The organism is Sphingopyxis sp. Root154 (assembly GCF_001427105.1).
GTDB lineage: Bacteria > Pseudomonadota > Alphaproteobacteria > Sphingomonadales > Sphingomonadaceae > Sphingopyxis.
Genome location: NZ_LMGI01000002.1, coordinates 723,092 through 743,828, shown reverse-complemented (window position 1 = coordinate 743,828; position 20,737 = coordinate 723,092). Strand labels below are relative to the sequence as shown.

The following is a 20,737-nucleotide window of genomic DNA, read 5'->3' as shown; positions in this document are numbered from 1 at the left end:
TTGCCGACTGTCACAAAAGTGCCGGCCGGATGTCATCGCGGCGTCATAGAGGGAAAGTCGGGTTTGCGAAAGGGCAGGGCGGTCAGTGCGCCGCGTGCGTGCGACGATCAGTCCTGCCAGGGACCGATTTCGCCGAGGTCGCCGACTGCGCGATAGCGTACCGCGTCGTCGACCCAGGCAACTTCCCACATCGGCGCGGGGCGCGCCCATTCGCCGATCACGAACAAAGGCAGCTTGTTCGCGGCAACGAAGGCAAGATCATCGGGGGTCGGGCCGGGGAGGGTCGTTTCGTACCGCTGGTGAATACGGATGACTGCAAGCGTCGTCGCGGGCGGCGCCGGAAGCGACTGGCGCACGGGAAAGCCCATGCTCGCGGCGACCGCGGGATAGCCTTTGTCGCCCCGGGCGATCAGCAACACCTTGTCGGCGTTCGCATAGGGCCCGCCAACCGCGCGGCCGACCGCCTTGCGCCCCGCAATCGCGGCAAATTCGCGCAAGTCGGTATCGGCGATCGGCGACGGGCGCGCGGGCGCCGAGGCGACCGCAGCTTCGGGAGGCGCGGGGGCGGGATCGGCGGCGAGCGCCGCGACGAACAGCAGCGCGGCGATCAATGCGCTTCGCCCCAGCTCTTGCCGGTCCCGACCTCGACCTCGAGCGGGACCGAGAGTTTGAGCGCGGGTTCGGCGGCGCCCGACATCACCGCACGGATCACCGCGCCTGCGGCTTCGGCCTTGTCCTCGGGCGCCTCGAACACGAGTTCGTCGTGGACCTGCAGCAGCATCTTGACGTCCGAGAGTCCGGCATCGGCGAGCGCCTTCGGCATCCGCGCCATCGCGCGCTTGATCAGGTCGGCGCTCGTACCCTGGATCGGCGCGTTGATCGCGGCGCGTTCGCTGCCCGCGCGCTCATTCTGGTTCGCCGCCTTGATGCGCGGGAACCAGGTTTTCCGCCCGAATAGCGTCTCGGTATAGCCCTTCGCGCGCACGCCCTCGAGCGTATCGGTGATATAGTCCGAAATCCCCGGAAAGCGTTCGAAATAGCGCGCGATCAGCGCCTGTGCCTCGTCGGGCGTGACTTCGAGGCGGCCCGCGAGGCCCCAGCGCGAAATGCCATAGAGGATCGAGAAATTGACCGTCTTCGCCTTGCCGCGCGTGTCGCGGTTGACCTCGCCGAACAATTCGATCGCGGTCGCGCTGTGGATGTCGTCGCCGCGCGCAAAGGCTTCCTTGAGTTCGGGGACATCGGCCATATGCGCCGCGAGCCGCAGCTCGATCTGGCTATAGTCGGCCGCGATCAGCACATGGCCGGGCGCCGCGATAAACGCATCGCGGATCTGGCGTCCGGTCTCGGTGCGGATCGGGATATTCTGCAAATTGGGATCGGTCGACGACAGGCGTCCCGTTTGCGCGCCGACGAGGCTGTAGCTTGTGTGGACGCGGCCCGTCGTCGCGTTGATCTGCTGCTGCAGCGCGTCGGTATAGGTCGATTTCAGCTTCGCAAGCTGGCGCCACTCCAAAATCTTGCGCGCGATCGGCACACCGTCGCGTTCAAGACGTTCAAGTTCGCTGAGGTCGGTCGACCAGTCGCCCGACTTGCCCTTGCGCCCGCCCTTCAGGCCGAGCTTGTCGAACAGGATTTCGCCAAGCTGTTTCGGGCTGCCGATCGTGAAGGGCTGGCCCGCAAGGCCATGGACTTCGCCCTCGATGCGCAGCATTTCGGTTGCGAACTCACCCGACAGCTTCGCGAGATATTCGCGGTCGACCATGATGCCGGCGCGCTCCATCCCCTCGACGATCGACGCCAGCGGACGGTCGACCATTTCATAGACGCGCGTCCCACCTTCGATCGGCAGGCGCAGCTTGAGCAGCTTCCAGAGGCGAAGTGCGACGTCGGCATCCTCGGCGGCATATTCGGTCGCGCGGTCGAGCTGCACCTCGGCAAAGCTGATCTGCGATTTGCCCGTCCCGCACATTTCCTTGAAGGTCAGGCAAGTGTGGTCGAGGTGGAGCTTCGCCAGCTCGTCGAGCCCGTGCTGATGCTTGCCCGCGTCGAGCGCGAAGCTCATCACCAGCGTGTCGTCATAGGGGGCGACCGTGACGCCATGCTGCGCCAGCACGCCGATGTCGTATTTGAGGTTATGCCCGACCTTCAGCACCGCATCGTCGGCAAACAGCGCGTGGAGGCGCCCGATCGCGACGTCCATCGCGATCTGCTCGGGCTTCTCGGCGAACATGTCGGTGCCGCCATGGCCGAGCGGGATATAGCAGGCGCGGCCCGGCGCCGTCGCCATGCTGACCCCGACGAGGCGGCCGGTGACGCTGTCGAGGCTCGCGGTTTCGGTATCGATGCCAACCACATGCGCGGCACCCGCTTCGGCGATCCAGCGGTCGAGCGCCTCGACCGTCGTCACGCATTCATAGGCCGACCGGTCAATGGGCGGCATGGCGGGCAGCGTCGGAGTCGACGGCCCGGCGGGCGCGGCAACCGGCGCGGCGTTCGCGCGCGGGAAGGTCGGCGGGCCGCCCGGCGTGGCGCCAAGGTCGAGCTTGGCCGACAGCGAGCGGAAGCCATGTTCGTCGAGGAAGGTTTTGAGTGGCAGCGGCGGGATCGCGCCGAGCTTGAGCGTGTCGAGCGCGTCGGGCAGCGCGACATCGCGCTTCAGATCGACGAGGATGCGCGACAACTCGGCCATCGCGCGGTGCTCGATCAGATTGTCGCGCAGCTTCGACGCCTTCATGCCCGCGGCGCCATCGAGCGCGGCGGTGAGGTTGCCATATTCCTGGATCAGCTTCGTCGCGGTCTTCGGCCCGACCCCGCGCACGCCGGGCACATTGTCGACGCTGTCGCCCATCAGCGCGAGCACGTCGCCCACCAGATCTGGCGTGACGCCGAACTTCTCGTTCACCGCTTCCAGGCCGAGGCGGACATTCTTCATCGTGTCGAGCATGTCGACTTGCGGGCCTTCGCCAGGCTCGCGGATCAGCTGCATCAGATCCTTGTCCGACGACACGATCGTGACGTCCCAGCCTTCGCGCACCGCGGCCTCGGCATAGCTTGCTATCAGATCGTCGGCCTCGAAGCCTTCCATCTCGATGCACGGCAGCGAGAAGGCGCGCGTCGCGTCGCGGATCAGCGGGAATTGCGGGCGCAGATCCTCGGGCGGTTCGGGCCGGTTCGCCTTATATTGATCGTAAATCTCGTTGCGGAACGACTGGCTCGAATGATCGAGGATCACCGCGAGATGCGTCGGTCCGTCGGCGTCGTGCAGGTCCTTGGCGAGCTTCCACAGCATCGTCGTGTAGCCATACACCGCGCCGACGGGCACCCCCTTGGGGTTCGTCAGCGGCGGCAAGCGGTGATAGGCGCGGAAGATGTAGCTGGAGCCATCGACCAGATAGAGGTGATTCTTCTCGGACATGGCGCGGATGTAGCAGCCGAGTTGCGGGCGGCCTAGGGCCGCAAGCGCGGCGGCAGGTCGAAATGCATCACATCCTCGCGTGCGCCGAGCTTGGTGTAGAGCGCAACCGCCGGATCGTCGCCATGGTCGGCCTGGACGAACACCGCCCAGGCGCCGGTTTCGGCGGCGATATGCTGCAGCTCGGCGATCAGCGCGGTCGCGATGCCGCGGCGGCGATGCGCGGCATCGACCGCGAGGTCGTAGAGATAGATTTCGCTGCGCGCCTGTTCGAGCTTGGGAAGCTCGTAAGCGGTGAGGCCGCCGATTACCGTGCCGGCCGATTCTGCGACGAGCGCAAAGAGGGTGTCGCGCCCGAGCTGGCGGCGCAGCCAGTCGTCATCGGGCGCGTCGGCGGGGTAACTCGCCGGATCTTCGAACACCGCGGCATAGAGCGCATTGAGCGCGCGCATCGTATCGACGTCTGCGGCCGTGAGGCGGCGTATCGCAAATTCGCTTGTCATCGCGGCGACCCTATCGCGGCGCGCTGCCCTGCGAAAGGTGATACGGGCGCGGCGCGCAAAAACCGCGACCGCGCCCGCCGATTCAAAAGCGATACGCCACGAAAACACCGCCCTGCCACTGGTCGGGCGATCCGCGAAGCCGGACCAGCGGGGCGTTCTTCGCGTCGCCCAGCAGCCGCGTATATCCGCCGGTTGCGGCGATCATCCAGTGATCGCCGAGGCGGTATTGCAGACCGATATTCGCGCCCGCATCCTTGATGCCTTTTCCGGCCGAGAAGGCGGGAAGGCCGCTGCGCGCCGCCTGTGCGGGCGTCACGCCGAAATAGGTGCGCATATATTTATCGTCGGCCCAGCTCGTCGTGCCGCTCAGCGATAGCGACAGCTTGTCCGACAGATCGAAGTCGACGCCGCCCGTCGCGGTTCCCACCAGGCCGTCGTGACCGCCCGCAACATCCTTGACCAGCGAAAGCTCGAGCCACGCCGGACCGGCATCGAGCCGGGCAGCCCCGCCGACTTCGATCGCCATATCGACCTTGCCGAGCCCGGCGAGCGCGCGGTTGCGCTTTTCGGACCGGTCGCGGCGAAAGCGCGCGACGGGGCCGACGCTGATTTTCATATCCTCGGTGGGCTTTATGCGGATTATGTTCACGCCGATCTCGGGGCCGCGGAGATAGGCGATGTCCTTGTATCCGACCGAAACATAGGGGAAGGGCAGGACTTCATAATCCTTCGACCCCTCATAATCGGGCGCATAGATCGCGCCCGCGCCGACCATGACGGTCCAGTCATCGCCTTCGGCCGGCGGTTCCTGGGCGTGAAGTTCCGCCGGGGCGAAAAGGAAGGCGGCGGTAATCGCCGCGCCAACGGCGGCAATCGCCAGCGATTGTTTCAAGGTGGGGGGTGTTTCGCTTGATCGGGAGGTGTTCATAGGATCTCCGGGGGATGGATGATGCCTGCCGGACCTAGACGTCCGCCCGCCGCGCGCGATAACCCGCCCGTATCGATTTGTTTCAATATGTGTCGGCTAGAGACTTGGCTCCGGGCGGCCGCTATCGTCGGGGTCATGTCGACTGCCCGGCAATCCCATATCCTTGTGGTCGACGACGACCGTCACATTCGCACGTTGCTGGCGCGCTATCTCAGCGACCATGGCCTGCGCGTCACGATGGCCGACGGCGGCCGGCAGATGATGGAGATGTTTGCCGGCCACCAGTTCGATGTCGTCGTGCTCGACGTGATGATGCCGGGCGACGACGGTTTCGCCTTGTGCCAGCGGCTGCGCGCGCAAAGCCATGTTCCGATCATCCTGCTGACCGCCCGCGATACCGAAACCGACCGGGTGGTCGGCCTTGAACTCGGCGCCGACGATTATGTCGCCAAACCGTTCAACCCGCGCGAACTGCTCGCGCGGATACGGGCGATGCTGCGCCGGGCGACGATGGCCTCCACTCCGGCGGCGGCGGCCAGTCAGGCGCGATTGCGTTTTGCCGGCTGGACGCTCGATCTGACAAAACGCGCACTCACCTCGCCCCGCGGGACCCGCGTCGATTTGACGACGGGCGAATTCGACCTGCTGACCGCGCTTGCGCAGCACCCGCAGCACGTCCTCAGCCGCGACCAGCTGCTCGACCTTGTGCATGGACGCAGCAACCTCAACATCGATCGCAGCATCGACGTCCAGATCAGCCGGCTTCGCCGCAAGATCGAGGAAAATCCGCAGGAGCCGCTGCTCATCCGTACCGTCCGTAACGGCGGCTATTTCTTCACGGCCGACGTTGAGAGCGGGGCGCCATTACATGGGTAGCTTTGGGGCCAGGTTCCGGCCGCGGATGTCCCGGCTGAGGCTCGCGCCGCGGATCGGTCTTGCGATCGTGCTGACGGTCGCCGCGGCCTATCTTCTCAACCAGAGCCTGCAGTATCTGATCCCGCCACCGCCGTTCGTGATGGTCGAACGTGCGTGGCTGATCGATTCGGTGGTAAGCGGCGCCCGCCTTGCCGAGACCAGCGGAGGCGTGCGCCGCGACAAGGCGCTCGCGGCGATGGCCGCGTCGCAATATCTCGATTTTACCCTGACCCGCACCGCGCCGCCGATCGTGCACGAGCCCGGTTCGCTGTTTGCGCAAGGCCTGCGGCGATCGATCGCCGGTGGCCTCGGGGTTCCCGTCGAACGCGTCGCCGTCAAGACAGGGGTCTATGACGAGCAAAATATGGAACGCGCCGCCCACAATGCGATCGTGGTCATTCCCGAGCTTCCGGCGGTGCTCCGGTCGGAAACATTAGCGAGCAGCGAAAGCAGCGTGCTCGGTGAGCTCGTCATTTCGGTGGAGCTGGGCGGGGGCAACTGGCTGACCGTGACGCAGCGCAACCTCACCATATCGTGGCGCCATTATGCGCGCATCACCGCCGGTATCGTCGGAAATTTGCTGATCGTCGTCCTGTTCTCGGTTTGGATCGCGCGCAGCATCGTTGTGCCGCTGACGCGTCTTTCGGCCGCGATCGAATCGCTCGGGCGCAACCGCGAACCGGCGCTGCTCGCCGAAATGCGCTTGCCCGAATATGCCGCCATCGCCGACAGCTTCAACACGATGCAGCTGCGGCTGAAACGCTTCATCGACGAACGGATGGGGATGCTCGCGGCGATTTCGCACGATCTGCGCACGCCGCTCACCCGGCTTCGCCTGATGGCCGAATATGTCGAAAATCCGGAGCAGCGCGACCAACTGCTGCTGAATGTCAACGAGATGGAGACGATGGTCGGCGACGCGCTGGCGTTCATGGGCGCCGAGGCGCGGAGCGAGAAGGTCGAGGTCGTCGATCTGGCGGTTCTGCTGATCAGCCTGACCGACGAATATTGCGACTTCGGTGAGCATGTGTCCTACAGCGGTCCGGAACATGCCGACCTTCCGTGCCGTCCCGTCGCGCTGAAACGCGCCTTTTCGAACCTGATCGCCAACGGCTGCAAATATGGGGGGGCGGTCGAAATCCGGCTCGCCGTCATGGACGATGCTTTTGCGGTGGACATCCACGACGCGGGCGAGGGGATTCCGCCCGAATATGAGGAGAAGGCGTTCCAGCCTTTCGAGCGGCTCGAAACCTCGCGCAGCCGGGAGACGGGCGGGTCGGGGCTGGGCCTCGCGATCAGCCGCGACATTGTCAGCAGCCACGCGGGCGAGATCAGTTTCCAGCGGCCGGCGAAGGGCTTCATCGTCCATGTGTGGCTGCCGCGGCCGGCCGCGTGAAGATCAGCGGGCGTGCCGCGCGCGCCAGCGCTCGGTGCCCTGCCAGCCGAGCCATGCGGCGAGCGGTACACCGATCGCGCCGAGCATCAGCAGATCGGCAGAGGCGCTCTCGACCGCCGCGGCGCCGATCGCGGCGAACAGCATCGCGGCGCCGAAGTTGGCGAGCGCGATGACCAGCGCAAAGCGCCCGAAGGTCATTCCTGCGATGCCGGCGGCGATCACCGTGACTTCACAGAGGATCGGGACGAAGCGCGAAACGATCAGCGTGATGGGGCCGGCGCGTTCGGCGAGCTTGTGCGCCTTTTCGAGGTCGTCGGCGCCGAGGAGGCGCGCCGCGAGCGGCCGCGCGGCCCAACGACCGAGCGCATAGCCCGCGAGGCTCGCGCCCATCAGCCCGACCCAGATGACGAGCGTGCCGACCACGAAGCCGAAAGCCGCGCCCGCGAGCGTATTGGTCACGCCATTGGGCACCGGCAGGAACACATCGAGCGTCAATGCGCTGGCGATCAGCACCGCCGCCGCAACGGGCCGCTCGTCGGCCGCCGCGAGGATGCGGTCGCTCACCGCGATAAATTCTTCGCGAAAGATCAGCGGCACACCGACGACGGACGTCAGCAGCGCGGCGATGACGAGCCAGCGAAGGAGCGGGGCAGGGCGCATGGCCATGCCCCAGCTTAACGCGTCAGTCGCGGTAGTCGATGGCCAGTTTCGCCGCCGCCGCGACGGCTGCGGTGCGGGCATTGTCGGTCGTGCCGCCTGCGACGCGGGCCAGTGCGACACCCATGCGGCGGTATGGACGCGTGACCGGCTTGCCGAAGATGCGCGCGTCGACCGACGTTTCGGCATCGGGCGGCACCAGCGCATCAGCCAGGCCGGTGATCGCGAAATCCACCGCATCGCGGTCGGCGAGCAGGACGGCGCTCGCGCTCGCGTCGGGCACCGCGACCGTGGGAATCGGCAGGCCGAGGATCGCGCGCGCGTGCAGATCGAATTCGGACAGCGACTGCGAGATCAAGGTGACCATGCCGGTGTCGTGCGGGCGGGGCGAGAGTTCGGAGAAGATGACTTCGTCGCCCTTCACGAAATATTCGACCCCGAAGATGCCGTGGCCGCCAAGCGCATCGACGACCTTCGTCGCCATATCCTGCGCCGCGGCGAGCGCGGCATCGGACATTGCGGCGGGCTGCCAGCTTTCGCGATAGTCGCCGCGCTCCTGGCGGTGGCCGATCGGCGGGCAGAAGCTGACGCCATCCTTGTGGCGGACGGTGAGCAAGGTGATCTCATAATCGAAATCGACAAACGCCTCGGCAATCACGCGCAGCCGGTCGCCGCGCATGCCCGCGGCGGCATAATCCCACGCCGCGTCGATGCCGCCCGCGTCCCTGACGGTGCTCTGGCCCTTGCCCGACGACGACATCACGGGCTTCACGACGAGCGGAAAGCCGATGCGCTCCGCCGCTGCGACCAGTTCCTCGCGGGTCGTCGCATATTCGAAGGTCGAGGTTTTGAGGCCCAGTTCGCTCGCGGCGAGGTCGCGGATCGCGTCGCGGTTCATCGTCAGCTGCGCCGCGCGCGCCGACGGCACGACATGGAACCCCTCGGCTTCGACTTCGGCGAGGATTTCGGTGCGGATCGCCTCGACCTCGGGCACGATATGGTCGGGCCGGTGCTTTTCGATCGTGGCGCGCAGCGCGTCGCCGTCGAGCATCGAAAACACCTCATATTCGTCGGCGACCTGCATCGCGGGCGCGCCTGCATAGCTGTCGCACGCGATCACGCGGCACCCGAGCCGCTTCGCCGAAATCACGAATTCGCGCCCGAGTTCGCCCGAACCGAGGAGAAGGATGGTGGCGGTGGGGGTCATGCAAAAACTTTCCATCGACGTTGGGCGCAAGATTCGGGACGCATCGCTGCGCGGCCTCCGCCATAGGAATTTCAGCATCAAAGTGCGACAGTGAATGACATCCAAAGGAACATCCCGTGACCTATTATTGCAAAACCATCTGGTCGCCGGTCGGCGAATTGACCCTCGTCGCCGACGACCGGGGACTCGCCGCCATCCTGTGGGAGAATGACAAGCCCGACCGCGTCCGGCTCGGCACGCCCACCGAAAAGGCGGACCATCCGATCTTGCTCGAAACCGAACGGCAGCTCGCTCAATATTTCGCCGGCGAACGCCGCACCTTCGATGTGCCGCTGTCCTTCGCCGGGACCGATTTCCAGAAGCGGGTCTGGGCGGCCTTGCTCGCCATCCCGTTCGGCGAGACGCGCAGCTATGGCGAGATCGCCGACCAGCTCGGCGCGCCCGGGGCCTCGCGCGCGGTCGGCGCCGCCAACGGCCGCAACCCCATTTCGATCATTGCGCCATGCCACCGCGTCGTCGGGTCGACCGGCAAGCTGACGGGCTTTGCCGGCGGGCTCGAGGCGAAGCGGTTCCTGCTCGATCTGGAAGCGGTGGATTAAAGCTCGAGCGTGCGGATTTCGGGGATGAGCTTCCACCAGAGCAATGCCCCCAGCAGCGACAGCGCGGCGGCGGCCGCAAAGGCATAGCCATAGCCGCCGAGATAATCGACGATCAGCCCGGTGACGATCGGGCCGACGATGCCCGAGATATTGCCGAGCGCATTCTGCACCCCCATCCAGCTGCCCGCCGCACGCGGCCCCGCGAAAATCTGGCCGACCGCGAAGATATTCGTGGCGATCAGCCCGGCGCCGAAGCCTGCGACCGCCAGCCACAGCGCGAGCATCGCATAGCCGTCGGCGATCGCGATGCCCGCGGTCGCCGTGCCGATGGCGAGCTGCCCCGCGATCATCAGCCAGCGGCGCACCTCACCCTCATTGGCGCCCTTGGCGACCATGCGGTCGGACAGCCAGCCGCCCGCGAGCGCGACGACGCCTTGCGTCGTGAAACTCAGCGTCGTCAGCGCGGTCATTTCCCCGATCGAATAACCGCGCGTGTTGACGAGATAGAGCGGCAGCCAGGCGAGCAGGAAATAAAAGCCATAGTTCGACAGGAAATGGACGACGCTCATCTTCCACAGTGCCGGCACGCGGAGCAGGCGGCGGATCGACACCCGCTCGCTCGCCGGCACCGCTCGTGCGCGCGCCCGCATCGACGCTGCGGCGAATTGCCAGGGAATAAGCCACAGCAGCGTTACTGCGCCAAAAATCCAGAAGACCGGCCGCCAGCCCCATTCGCCGAGGATCGCGCCGCCCGCGAGCACGCCAATTGCCGGACCAAATGCGATCGCGGCGGCCACCGCGGCATTGGCGATCCCGCGCCGCTCGGCGGGGACTTCGGCGGCGAAAATCTTGGTGCTGCCGGGAAAGGCAATGCTCTCGCCCAGCCCGAGGAACAGCCGGAGGATGATCAGCGATACCAGCCCGCCCGCGAAACCGGTGAGTGCGGTGCTGATCGCCCAGATCGCGACGCCGAGCGCAAAGACGCGGTAGACGCAAAATCGGTCGCAGAGCCAGCCAACGAACAGGCAGGCGGGGGCATAGACCCAGAAAAAGGCCGAGACCGCGAGGCCGAACCCCGTCGCCGACAGCCCCAGCTCTTCCTTCATCAGCGGCGCCGCGACCCCGATCGCCCCGCGATCGACATAGTTCAGGAGCACCGACAATGCGATCAGGACGACGACCCACGTCACCCGTCCTCCGCCAGCCCGGCCCTCGATCGATTGTGTCGCCATAGTCAAGCGCTCCCCTGCCCGGGGGCAGGGCTACCAGATGGGCGGTCGCGCGCCAGCGAAAATTCGTCGCACGTTTGTTCAACGCGTTCGCCGGCCGGCCCGCTATTCTTCCCGCAACATTACGGGAGAAAGCATATGACCGCCACCGCACAAATCGAACGTCCCCTGTCCGTTGCCGCCCTGTTCGACCGCTACCATGTCGGCTGGGAAACGAAGGATCCCGATCTGATCGCCTCGCTCCATTCGCAGGACACGGTTTTCGCGCTCCACGACGGCACCGAGCCCGTGACGGGTCGCGAGCGGCTGCGCGAGCATTGCCGGCAATTGTTCGCGACCTTCGATTTCACGCAGGAAATGGGACGGCGGCTCTACGGCGACGACCATTGGGTGTTCGAATGGACGATGCTGCTTTCACTCACCGAACCGGGCGGTGCGCCTTTCACCGCGCGCGTCGGGATGCTCGATGTCGTCACGCTGAACGATGCGGGCGAGGTGGTGCGCAAGGATGTCTATCCGAACGGGCGCGAGATGCACGGCGCCTTCGTGCGCGCCGGGATCGACCGTTAGCGGCGGTGCTTGCGCCCGGCGCTCGACCGGCAGATAGTCCCAGCGATGCCCGATCCCGTCTCCCCTTTCCGGAATTCGCTGCTGCCGGTCGACGCTCCGCTTGCGCCGCACGCCAATCCGGTCACCGGGATTTTGATGGGGCGCGGCGGTCCGCTGCGGTTGACGCTGGATGGTGTGGTGGTCGAGGGCGACATGCTGCTGATCCGCCCCGGCGTCGTGCATGCCATCGCCTTGCCCGCGCGCGGCGCCGACATCCTCTATCTCGATGGCCTCGCCTTTCCGTTCGACGTTCCGCTGGCGCGGACGCTGGACGGCAAATTGGCCGAATTGGCGGGCACAGTGCTCGACGGTGCGGGCGATGCCGCCGACGAACTGCGTGCGCGCTTGACTGCCGCTGCCACTCCGCCATTGCCGCGCGTCGCCGATGCCGTGCGCGCTATCTATGCCGACCCGATGCGGCGGATGCCGCAGGACGAACTGGCGCGGCGGCTCGGCATGGAACGCACGCGGGCCTTGCGCCTTTTCAGGGGGGCGACCGGGCAGGGCTTTCGCGAATTCAAGCGCTGGTCGGCGATGCAATATGCCGCGCAGCAGATGAAGCAGGGTGCGCTGGTTCGCACCGCGGCGATGGACGCCGGCTTTGCCGACACCGCGCATCTGTCGCGCGCCTTTCGCGAAACCTTTGGCCTGACGCCGAGCGCCGCAATCGGCGCGCTCCCCTCATAGCAGGGGTCAGGCGGGCCAGCGGTCGGTGTCGTGGTCCGGATGCTGGTGGTTGCTCGCCTTGATCGCCCCGACAAGGTTGCTCATCACCTCCTCGGTCGTACCCTCGGCCTTGATCGGCAGATTTTCGAACAGCGACAGCTGGCCTTCGAGCCCGAACTGGACTTGCGGCGGGAACGCCGACGGATCGTCGAACGACCCGGTCGTCAGATTGATATGCTTGCTCCCCGCATAATCATAGGTCAGCGGCGTTCCGCAATCGCGGCAGAAACCGCGCGCGGCCTTGTCCGAACTGTTGAAGGTCGCAGGGCTCCCACGCGTCCAGGTGATCGCGTCGCGCGGCACGCCGATCAGCGCGATGAAGAAATTACCCGCCGCCTTCTGGCACATGCGGCAATGACAGATGTGCGACGTATCGAGCACCGCGGTGACATGATAGCGCACCGCGCCGCACTGGCAGCCGCCCGAAGCTTCGGTTTCGATCCTGTCCATGGCGCCTTGCTATCAAAGGTGGCGGGCGCTCACAATCTCGCAAACGGGGAAGCGGTGCGCGGCGGCGATGCGCCGCGCACCCACCCATCAGACACCGTAACGCTCGATCACCTCGGCGAGCGGGACATGGCCGAGGCAGAGGCCGCGTCCTGGCGCCGTCTCGCCGCTTTCGAGCGCGGTGGCATAGGCGACGGCCGGATCGGCCTCCAGCCTCGCGCGCAGCGCCGCGAGCTTCGGCCAGCGAACGGGCTCGGCGACCCCGTGAAACTCCAGCCAGCGCGCGACCCCGATGAACAGCGCATCGGCCAGCGTCGGCCGGTCGCCGACCAGATAGGGACCGTCGCCGACCATTTCTTCCAGCCTGTCGTGGCGTCCGATCACCGCCTCCTTGCCCCATTCGCGAAGCGACGATTGCAGCGCGGGCCGCGGCGGGTCCATTTCGAGTGCGACCCACAGCGGGGTGAACGACCCCGTGAAGCCCGTGTTGATGAATGCCATCAACTGGGTCATCCGGTCGGCCTCGGGCGACAGCGGGTCGAAGCTGATGCGTCCTTCGCTGTCGCGCGCCGCGAACCAGCGCGCGATCGCCATCGTCTCGGTCAGCACATTGCCCTGGTCGGTGATCAGCGCCGGGGTCTCGTGCCGCGCGTTGATGCGGGCATAGGCAGGCTCGCGCATTTCGCCGAGCATGTCGACGCGGCACAGGCGATAGGGCTTGCCCAGCCATTCGAGAGCCGCGACAAGGCCCATGGAACTTCCCAACGGGAAGCCATAGATAAGGATCGGTTCCAATGTATTGCTCCATCTTCTTGAGGGGGAGCTGCGCAGCGAAACCAGATATAGAGCGCGGCGCCCGCGCGTAAATTACGCACCTTTTTGTAACCATGAGGCCCCGATGAAAGATCTCGTTTCGCGCTGTCCGATCGAGGAAGTGATGCAGGTGCTGAGCGGCCGCTGGCCGACGCTGCTGATCTATTATCTCAGCGACGGGACCAAACGCTTCAGCGACCTGCGCTGCGACAATCCGACAATTTCGCACAAGATGCTGACGCTCGAACTGCGCAAGCTCGAGGATGCGGGGATCGTTCAGCGTACCGAGTTCGAAGGTTATCCCCGGCGGGTCGAATACGACCTGACCCCCGACGGCGAACGGCTCGTACCGCTGATCGATGCGCTCGGCGACTGGTGGGATGCGTCGGCGGGCGGTGCCGATGCCGAGGAGGCTGTCGTCACCGCAGGCGGCGGCTGACACCGCTCCGCAGCGCCGTCACTTCGCTTTTTGCGGGTGAAAAGTCTCGCCGCGCTTCAGCATCGCGACCATGTCGGCGATCTTCTTTTTCCGTCCGGCGACGGTCTTGATCGTACCGAGTCGAAAGATCAGCGCGAAGCGGTTCTGCGCGGTGAGCTTTTCCAACATGGCCCTGGCCTCGGGGTCGGCATCGATCGCCGCCTGCAGGTCGCCCGGAATTTCCGATCCCTTGACGCGATAGGCGCGGTCCCAGCGGCCATCGGCCTTGGCCGCCTCGATCTGTTTCAGCCCATGTTCGGTCATCCGCCCTTCGGCGGTCAGCCGTGCGACATTGTCGATGTTGATCTGGCTCCAGACGCTTTTCGCGCTGCGCGGCGTGTAGCGTTGGAGGAAGCTTTTTTCGTCGAAGGATTTGCGGATCGCGTCGATCCATCCCCAGCACAGCGCCGCGTGGATCGCCTGTTCGGGAGTGATCGACGCAAGGCCCGATTTGACCTTGTGGATTTTGATCCACACCTCGCGCTCGGTGGCGTGATGCGCGGCCAGCCAGCCGTAGAAACCGTCCATATCCACAAATTCGTGAACCTTGTCGGGGTCTACCTGGACGGCCGCCACGCTCCTATTCCCACTCAAATATTCGGGGCGCCGTAAGGTGCTCATAATAACAGAGAAAAAATATTTTCTCCAAAACCGCCGACAGGCGTCCCGTCAGATTCTTACGCTTTTGAAAAATAAGTGAAAATTTGGCCGTTTTCAAAAATCTCGCTTTCGAAGACAATCGGTAGAGCCACATCGTGAATCCGGCATTTTGCCTGTCTCTGCCCTACCAATCGAATCGCCGATGCCGAAGTTATGCTCTTATATCGACCAGTTCAATTGTTGCTTTACTGCCGGATGTACGGGGTGCAGCGAGCCGCAAATACCGTCAGTCGATTTGCCGCCATGCACGTCCGCTTTGCGCCTCATCTAAGTCATAGCAGCCGATAGCCTGGCAGCCCAAAAGCAGACGCGGGAGAACAACGGCTGTCGGCCCACCGCAACCGTGCAGGGGGTGTTGGAATCGGAGGTGCGAATCTCCTCGTCCCCGACCAATTTATTCGCCAAGAATGTATTTCAGCGTGGAACTAGCATAGAGTTAGGCCACTCCTGCCGGAGCTCCAGCGCATCACTTATTTCTTCGGCGGTGGCGGTGGCGTTACTGCGCTGCCACCCTTTGGCGGCGGAGCAGCAACCTGGCCCGTCGTCGGGACGTAACCGCCCTGCACGGCATTCGGATTGGGCGTATAACCCTTCTTCAGGGGAACATAGCCGTCCGTCAGGAAAACCGGGCGCTTCTCATCAGTCATTCCTACGCTCCCAAAAACTCAACATGACGAATGTCTTTACCACAGATGAGGATTGCCCGCGGCGGATTCAACGGTGTCCAATCGCTGTCGCCTGCGGGTACCTGCCACATTTCGAAAAGAAGCAGGTCGCGTTCCTCTTTGCTGGACGACGCAAACGAACCCCTTGCCCATTTTCCTCCTATTTGAGTTCCATCTTGGAGCGTAACGAGCAAATAAGTCGAATCAGAAAGACTCTCGAATGCATAATCCCAAGCAGCCGGCAGGTGATGGGCTATATGGAGGCGAAAATACTCGGCTACTCGATAGGATACCTTGTGTTGATACGCGTATGCAGCCGCGATGCCAACAATGACCGGAACGATAAAATACTGAAGCAGGCTCCAAAGCCAGTGCGGCACCTGCAGGCCAGCATCGACATGAAATAGTGGAGTGATAGCCGCAAAATAGCCGGTGGAGATGAGGCCGTATGTGATTACGCGATCTTTTAGGTCAGGTATCGACCCAGTGATCGCTCGGATGCGAATTGTCGAGATTATGAGACCAGGAGCAAGCAAGCTTGCGAGGTTCGTAATTTCTGCAGTCGTTGGAAGTTCCGCCATGTGACAATCGTAATATGTACTTTCGTCAGCGGCAGCAACTTGAATGTGAAATGCAATGCTCTGTTGGGGGCCGCATGGAGCAGTGCTGCCAGACTGTCCGCCTCTAGGGCGAACGGGATAAAGTGTCTGGCCGACAGGTTAGTAGCGGCAAGGTGCGTCTCTAGGTCACTTTCCGGGCCGCCAAGAACATGATAGCAACATGCCATGAAAGAAGAACCGAAAATCTCAGTGGGACTCGAAGCTGCGGCGGCGGCGCTAGAAGATACGGGCAGTAAGCAAAAGAGGCTGCTCAGGGAAGCGCATGCTGCAGCCGTTGATTTGCTAATCAACAAAGGCCTCTACGCCGGCATAGATGCGACTACGGAAATCGGCGACCTTGTCCAAGTCATCCTGGCAGAGGGCCAACCTGTCGTATTCGACACATATTGCGTCGGCTGTCGCGATAAATCGACATTTCGCGTGCAAACCGAACGGGTAGGAACAAAATCGATTTCTAGTCGGCCAGGGCAGATTATAATTCAGCCTCGCACTTTCGCCGTTCAGGTGGTGTGCCAGCGGGCGGCTCACATCTATTCTTACATCTTCACGAAAGCTGCGGATGACGTTGTGAAGATCGGCCAGTTTCCTTCCGCCGCCGATGTCTCGTTCGGCGAGCTGCGTTCGATAGACAAAGCGCTCGATCCCATCGACCGCCGCGAACTCGGTACGGCTCTCGGGCTATTCGCTCACGGCACGGTGCTGGGTGCGTTCGTCTATTTACGGCGAGTTTTCGAGCGAATGATTTGGCGCGCGCACGAGCGACAGACTCAAGCGGGTCACCCTATCGAAGGGTTTGCAACCATGAGAATGGATCAACGCATCGCTGCATTGAAAGATGAGCTGCCAGTATCCGTTGTCCAGAACAGCGGCGTATTCTCTGTGCTGAGCATTGGTATCCATGAACTGACCGAGGAACAATGTGGTAAGCATTTCCCTGTGTTGAAGTCGGTCCTGTTCCAAATGCTTGAGCAAGAAGAACACAAACGGAAGGCGGCGATCGCCGCCAGTGAGACCGAAGCGGCGCTGCAGCGCATACTCTCGGACCCGAAAGCATGATCCTACAGTTGTTGCCACGCCCACCTCGAAAATAAGAACTTACAGCGCCAAGTCGAGCCGCGGCTGTCACCGGACGACGCGACCGCCGACAGCAGGGGCATTTCGCGAATGAATGAGATCGACCTTACTATATTGAAGCACCTCGAAACGGCTCGCGGCCAGTCAATCGGAATGCCGTCGGTGCCGGAGGCGAGTGAGGACGAAATTTGGGAAGCGATCGAGCGGCTTTCCCGCCGTCGCTATATTCGCATAGTCGGGTCAAGTAATGCGCACAGTCCGGTTGGGAAGGACGTGGAAGAGCTCCATCTGACCGCGCTCGGCGCCCGCTTTCTCGTTGGACTTGCCTAGCGGGATGACGAGGCGATCCGCATGTAGCTTGAGAACCGCAATCGCTCTCGCTGCCTGCAGATCGGCCGCGACACCTTGAGCTGGAAAGGTCCCTATGCTTTTATCGGCCTCGTCACGGACTGATCCTCCGCTCCGGTGCGGCATTGGCGTTACCTACGAAAGAAATGAGTGGCGCTACAACACCGCAGCATCGAACATGGGGCCATGACCGGGAGTTCCGACTTTACCATCGCACAAAAGCTCGTCGACCATTTCTCGGCCGCTTTCGAGGCGACGGTCGCGGCGATCCACGTCGAGCTTGCCGCGGGAAAGAAACCGCGCGGCAAACGGAACCATCCGAAGCTAGATCATCGCGCCAACGGCATGCCCGCGTTGTCGGGAGGCAATAGCTGGGACAGCGATGGCGGCTTACAATATGCTGATCTCCTCGAACGCGAGTCCGACAGCACTAATCCTTTTCACCGTCCGCGGTTTGAACCCGGCCGCTTTGCCGAGGTAGACGCGCTTATTGATTTCATCCGCACCAATCCTGGCTGTTCGATGAACTATGCGCCGGAGCCCCCCGCCGAGGGCGGCATTTCCTTCGACCTGACGCGCGTCCAGATCGAACTGCAACTGGCGCATGCCGCGAACCGCTTCTTCCAGCGCTATGGCGAGGTCGCGTGCGATTCTCGCAAGCGGCGCGCGATAATGAAACCCTTCATCTATGGCCTTTTCGACGACCAGCTCCGCGTCACCAACATCATACCGATTGCACTGGTGAAATTTGATTTCGACCGCATCCGCCTTGCGCCCGACTCTTACGTGATCCGTATGAGCGATGCGCTGCAGCGCGCGCGCTGGGCCGCTAAGAGCTACGCCGCGAACGGTCACGACGGGGTCGTCTCGGCGGCGACCCATGCGTTCGTCTTGACGGGTTGGCATTGGCCGAACCAGAGCTGGATCGCCGTTATACACGATCTCGCCGCGCATACGCCTCCCCTTCGCGAAAAGATTGAGGAATTGTTCGGCGCCTTACGCTTGGTAACCGGCGTCTCGACCGGCTTCGCGCAGGAACTCCGGGTCGCGCGGGGCTGGACCCATTTCCATTCGGACGCGCCTCCCGAAGTTTTTGCGGCAGGGGCGCGCCGCTATCCCGAGGAGTTCGACAACTACGGATGGATGCGCGACGAAATTCCCGTGGTGACGCGCGATACGATGCACGAGGTCGCCGCTGATCTTGGGCGGTTGCGATCGATCCAAGACGAGCGTTTCGCGCTAGCACTACGCCGAATGAACAGCGCGATGATCCGGTCCGATGTGTCCGATGCCATTCTCGATTCGACCATTGCACTCGAAATATTGCTCGGCGACCGTGCCGGCGAGGCGATCAATTACAAGCTCAAGATGCGTGCCGCGGCGCTCGCAAACTTGGAGACCCCTGGGACGGGGGATGCCGTTCGCAAGGCGATCGGGCAAACTTATGACCTTCGTTCGCGCATCGTGCACGGATCGCGGGGGAGGAACCGGCCTAACGTTGAGGTAGATCTTGCCGCCGCGCGGCGGGTGGCGCTTGATACGCTCAGGCGTATTCTGCGGATTGTCGCAAAATACCCGCACTACCTGGACCCGCTTAGAATCGATTCCGAGCTACTACTGGGCTGAACCCACCTAGGTGGCAGGGTAGAAGCATTGCTTTTCTAAACCCAAGTGTGCGAGAATTGACTATGTCATTGATCATCGCCATTCCTGTCTCGGGGATCGCCCGGAGCGGCGCGGTAAAGCTGCGCCTGCGGTTGCGATAAGGGGCTATGACGAAGCGCATCAAGGCGGCAATTACCCCTTCGGTCCTTCTTTGGGCGCGTGAATCTGCGGGCTATGAAGTCGACGTTGCTGCCCAGAAACTCTCCGTCGACCCCGAGAAGCTGCAATCATGGGAGGCTGGCACGGACCAACCGTCCATTCCTCAACTGCGCAAAATGTCGACGCTCTTCAGGCGCCCCTTGGCAGTGTTTTATCTCCCGGATCCGCCCGTGTCGTTCCAGCCGATGCATGATTTTCGTCGGCTACCGGATCTCGGCGCCCCGCATTTCTCGCCGGCACTCACGCTAGAAATTCGCAAAGCTCATGAAAAACGCACGCTAGCGTTGGAACTGCTTAACGAAACCGGCGAGGAGGCACCGAAGTTTGCCTTAGCCACCGCGCTCTCGGCTAAAGTTGACGACCTGGGCATGGAGATCAGGCGACAACTCCAGGTCACGTATGATCTGCAGTCGTCTTGGCGCGATCCGCTAGCATCCTTCCGTGCGTGGCGTACGCGGATTGAAGACGCGGGCGTGCTAGTTTTCCAGGCAACGCAGGTCGAAAGCGATGAAGCATCGGGCTTTGCCTATTGGGCGGAGACGCTGCCTTTTATGGTCGTCAATCGAAAGGATGTGTACGCTCGTCGGACGTTCAGCCTCTTGCACGAACTGGCGCATTTGATGCTGCATCAAAGCGGCGTTTCTGACTTGGATCGACCAGGAAGCAGATCGCAGAAGAACGAGCGGATCGAAGTTTTTTGTAACCAAGTTGCTGCCGCGACTTTGATGCCTCGCCTCCAGTTCCTGAACGAGCCGCTAGTTGCTGCCCAAGGACTGGGCAGGCACGAGTGGACCGACGAGACCATAAAGGCGCTTGCCCATACATATGGGGTATCGCGTGAAGCCATTGTCCGTCGCCTCTTGACATTCGGCCTGGCCACGGACGCGTTCTACCGGCGAAAGCGTGACCAATATGCTGCGGAATATCAACAAGCCAAACTGCGACAAAAAGAGCAGAACGGTGATAAAGATATTCCCCGAAACATGCCGGTGGAAACGGTGGCAAATGTCGGTCGGCCCTTGATACGGATTATCCTCGACAATTATCATCAAGATCGCATGACCTTATCCGACGTTTCAGGATATCTCGGCGTCAAGGTTCGGCATATATCCGGCATCGAACGACAGTTGGGTTATAACTGATGACTGCGGGGGGCGTGGTCTACAGTATCGACACCAGTGCCCTGCTCCACGCTTGGAGACGAGCCTATCCTCCTCGCCGCTTCGCCGGTTTATGGGCTGCTCTTGACGGGTTGATCGACGATAGCCGTCTGATCGCGACCATCGAGGTATATCACGAACTTGAGAAGAAAGATGACGAGGTCTTCGCTTGGGCGAAGGACCGCAAAGAGACGCTTTTTTTGGAGATCGACGAGGACGTTCAAAGTCATGTCATCCGCCTGATGCAAAACTATCCGCGGCTTGTTGACACCAAGAAGGGAAAATCCGGCGGCGATCCATTTGTGATCGCGCAGGCTCTGGCGGGCAATCCGGCGTTAACAGTCATATCGCAGGAAAAAGGCGGCTCGCTGGCCAGACCGAACATTCCGGTCGTCTGCGCCGCCGAAGGGGTACGGGTGATCGAGCTTCTTGACCTCATCGAAGAAGAGGATTGGACGTTTTGA

Annotated in this window: 23 protein-coding genes; 11 read left to right on the top strand and 12 right to left on the bottom strand. The window is 63.0% G+C overall.

From position 1 onward, the window contains the following. Window positions 1-107: 107 nt before the first annotated feature. The 4 genes from ASD73_RS09330 to ASD73_RS09315 all read right to left on the bottom strand — a co-directional run bounded on the left by ASD73_RS09330 (window position 108) and on the right by ASD73_RS09315 (window position 4,810). On the bottom strand, window positions 108-611 hold the full coding sequence (locus ASD73_RS09330; RefSeq protein WP_056371727.1) for a hypothetical protein: 504 nt from the start codon (window positions 609-611) through the stop codon (window positions 108-110). Continuing rightward, window positions 608-3,418 (bottom strand): DNA polymerase I, encoded by a 2,811-nt coding sequence (gene polA, locus ASD73_RS09325; RefSeq protein WP_056371725.1) that lies wholly within the window; start codon window positions 3,416-3,418, stop codon window positions 608-610. The genes ASD73_RS09330 and polA overlap by 4 nt, the downstream gene beginning before the upstream one ends. Before the next feature lie 32 nt (window positions 3,419-3,450). Next, the gene (locus tag ASD73_RS09320) at window positions 3,451-3,918 is read right to left on the bottom strand and encodes an AAC(3)-I family aminoglycoside N-acetyltransferase (protein WP_056373428.1); all 468 of its coding nucleotides are present in this window, start codon (window positions 3,916-3,918) and stop codon (window positions 3,451-3,453) included. Window positions 3,919-4,000: 82 nt separating this feature from the next. Next, window positions 4,001-4,810, bottom strand: coding sequence for a MipA/OmpV family protein (locus ASD73_RS09315; RefSeq protein ID WP_056371723.1), 810 nt, complete (start codon window positions 4,808-4,810; stop codon window positions 4,001-4,003). Window positions 4,811-4,981: 171 nt separating this feature from the next. On the opposite strand from ASD73_RS09315, the gene ASD73_RS09310 reads away from it, so the two are divergent. Then, entirely contained in the window at window positions 4,982-5,722 is a 741-nt protein-coding gene (locus tag ASD73_RS09310; protein WP_056371722.1) for a response regulator, read from the top strand. Window positions 5,723-5,747: 25 nt separating this feature from the next. Further along, a complete protein-coding gene (locus ASD73_RS09305) occupies window positions 5,748-7,157 on the top strand; it encodes a sensor histidine kinase (protein WP_056371720.1) in 1,410 nt (469 codons plus the stop codon). 3 nt (window positions 7,158-7,160) lie between these two features. Here the strand turns inward: ASD73_RS09305 and ASD73_RS09300 are convergent, their stop codons facing one another. After that, window positions 7,161-7,823 carry a TVP38/TMEM64 family protein gene (locus tag ASD73_RS09300; protein ID WP_056371719.1) on the bottom strand — a complete coding sequence of 221 codons (663 nt, stop codon included), beginning with the start codon at window positions 7,821-7,823 and terminating at the stop codon, window positions 7,161-7,163. Between the two features lie 16 nt (window positions 7,824-7,839). Continuing rightward, window positions 7,840-9,021, bottom strand: a complete 1,182-nt coding sequence (purT, locus tag ASD73_RS09295) for a formate-dependent phosphoribosylglycinamide formyltransferase (protein WP_056373426.1) — start codon at window positions 9,019-9,021, stop codon at window positions 7,840-7,842. Window positions 9,022-9,137: 116 nt separating this feature from the next. Here purT and ASD73_RS09290 point away from each other — a divergent pair, with 116 nt between their 5' ends. Further along, on the top strand, window positions 9,138-9,620 hold the full coding sequence (locus ASD73_RS09290; protein WP_056371717.1) for a methylated-DNA--[protein]-cysteine S-methyltransferase: 483 nt from the start codon (window positions 9,138-9,140) through the stop codon (window positions 9,618-9,620). On the opposite strand, the gene ASD73_RS09285 is transcribed toward ASD73_RS09290, so the two are convergent. Beyond that, window positions 9,617-10,852 carry an MFS transporter gene (locus ASD73_RS09285; RefSeq protein WP_056371715.1) on the bottom strand — a complete coding sequence of 412 codons (1,236 nt, stop codon included), beginning with the start codon at window positions 10,850-10,852 and terminating at the stop codon, window positions 9,617-9,619. The two genes, ASD73_RS09290 and ASD73_RS09285, sit on opposite strands and share 4 nt — an antisense overlap. Window positions 10,853-10,987: 135 nt before the next feature. Here ASD73_RS09285 and ASD73_RS09280 point away from each other — a divergent pair, with 135 nt between their 5' ends. Then, entirely contained in the window at window positions 10,988-11,419 is a 432-nt protein-coding gene (locus ASD73_RS09280) for a YybH family protein (protein WP_056371713.1), read from the top strand. Window positions 11,420-11,464: 45 nt separating this feature from the next. Continuing rightward, entirely contained in the window at window positions 11,465-12,145 is a 681-nt protein-coding gene (locus ASD73_RS09275) for a helix-turn-helix transcriptional regulator (protein WP_056376009.1), read from the top strand. Between the two features lie 6 nt (window positions 12,146-12,151). Here the strand turns inward: ASD73_RS09275 and ASD73_RS09270 are convergent, their stop codons facing one another. After that, complete coding sequence (locus tag ASD73_RS09270) at window positions 12,152-12,634, bottom strand: GFA family protein (protein WP_056371710.1); 483 nt, start codon at window positions 12,632-12,634, stop codon at window positions 12,152-12,154. An 87-nt stretch (window positions 12,635-12,721) separates the two neighbouring features. Further along, a complete protein-coding gene (locus ASD73_RS09265; protein WP_056371708.1) occupies window positions 12,722-13,426 on the bottom strand; it encodes a glutathione S-transferase family protein in 705 nt (234 codons plus the stop codon). 103 nt (window positions 13,427-13,529) lie between these two features. On the opposite strand from ASD73_RS09265, the gene ASD73_RS09260 reads away from it, so the two are divergent. Next, the gene (locus tag ASD73_RS09260) at window positions 13,530-13,883 is read left to right on the top strand and encodes a winged helix-turn-helix transcriptional regulator (RefSeq protein WP_056371705.1); all 354 of its coding nucleotides are present in this window, start codon (window positions 13,530-13,532) and stop codon (window positions 13,881-13,883) included. An 18-nt stretch (window positions 13,884-13,901) separates the two neighbouring features. Here ASD73_RS09260 and ASD73_RS23185 read toward each other — a convergent pair whose 3' ends face one another. From ASD73_RS23185 to ASD73_RS22745, 3 genes are all read right to left on the bottom strand, one after another. Beyond that, window positions 13,902-14,498, bottom strand: coding sequence for a YdeI/OmpD-associated family protein (locus ASD73_RS23185; RefSeq protein WP_056371703.1), 597 nt, complete (start codon window positions 14,496-14,498; stop codon window positions 13,902-13,904). 554 nt (window positions 14,499-15,052) lie between these two features. Then, window positions 15,053-15,229 (bottom strand): hypothetical protein, encoded by a 177-nt coding sequence (locus ASD73_RS22750; protein WP_156377343.1) that lies wholly within the window; start codon window positions 15,227-15,229, stop codon window positions 15,053-15,055. Window positions 15,230-15,231: 2 nt separating this feature from the next. Further along, on the bottom strand, window positions 15,232-15,828 hold the full coding sequence (locus tag ASD73_RS22745; RefSeq protein ID WP_156377342.1) for a DUF6338 family protein: 597 nt from the start codon (window positions 15,826-15,828) through the stop codon (window positions 15,232-15,234). Between the two features lie 204 nt (window positions 15,829-16,032). On the opposite strand from ASD73_RS22745, the gene ASD73_RS09245 reads away from it, so the two are divergent. The 5 genes from ASD73_RS09245 (at window position 16,033) to ASD73_RS09225 (ending at window position 20,737) form a co-directional block, all read left to right on the top strand. Continuing rightward, on the top strand, window positions 16,033-16,923 hold the full coding sequence (locus ASD73_RS09245; RefSeq protein WP_056371699.1) for a hypothetical protein: 891 nt from the start codon (window positions 16,033-16,035) through the stop codon (window positions 16,921-16,923). A 108-nt stretch (window positions 16,924-17,031) separates the two neighbouring features. Further along, complete coding sequence (locus tag ASD73_RS09240) at window positions 17,032-17,271, top strand: hypothetical protein (RefSeq protein ID WP_056371697.1); 240 nt, start codon at window positions 17,032-17,034, stop codon at window positions 17,269-17,271. 204 nt (window positions 17,272-17,475) lie between these two features. After that, on the top strand, window positions 17,476-18,915 hold the full coding sequence (locus ASD73_RS09235; RefSeq protein ID WP_056371696.1) for a HEPN domain-containing protein: 1,440 nt from the start codon (window positions 17,476-17,478) through the stop codon (window positions 18,913-18,915). A 146-nt stretch (window positions 18,916-19,061) separates the two neighbouring features. After that, window positions 19,062-20,255, top strand: coding sequence for an XRE family transcriptional regulator (locus ASD73_RS09230; protein ID WP_056371694.1), 1,194 nt, complete (start codon window positions 19,062-19,064; stop codon window positions 20,253-20,255). Then, on the top strand, window positions 20,255-20,737 hold the full coding sequence (locus ASD73_RS09225) for a DUF4411 family protein (RefSeq protein WP_082521456.1): 483 nt from the start codon (window positions 20,255-20,257) through the stop codon (window positions 20,735-20,737). Before ASD73_RS09230 ends, ASD73_RS09225 begins: the two co-directional genes overlap by 1 nt.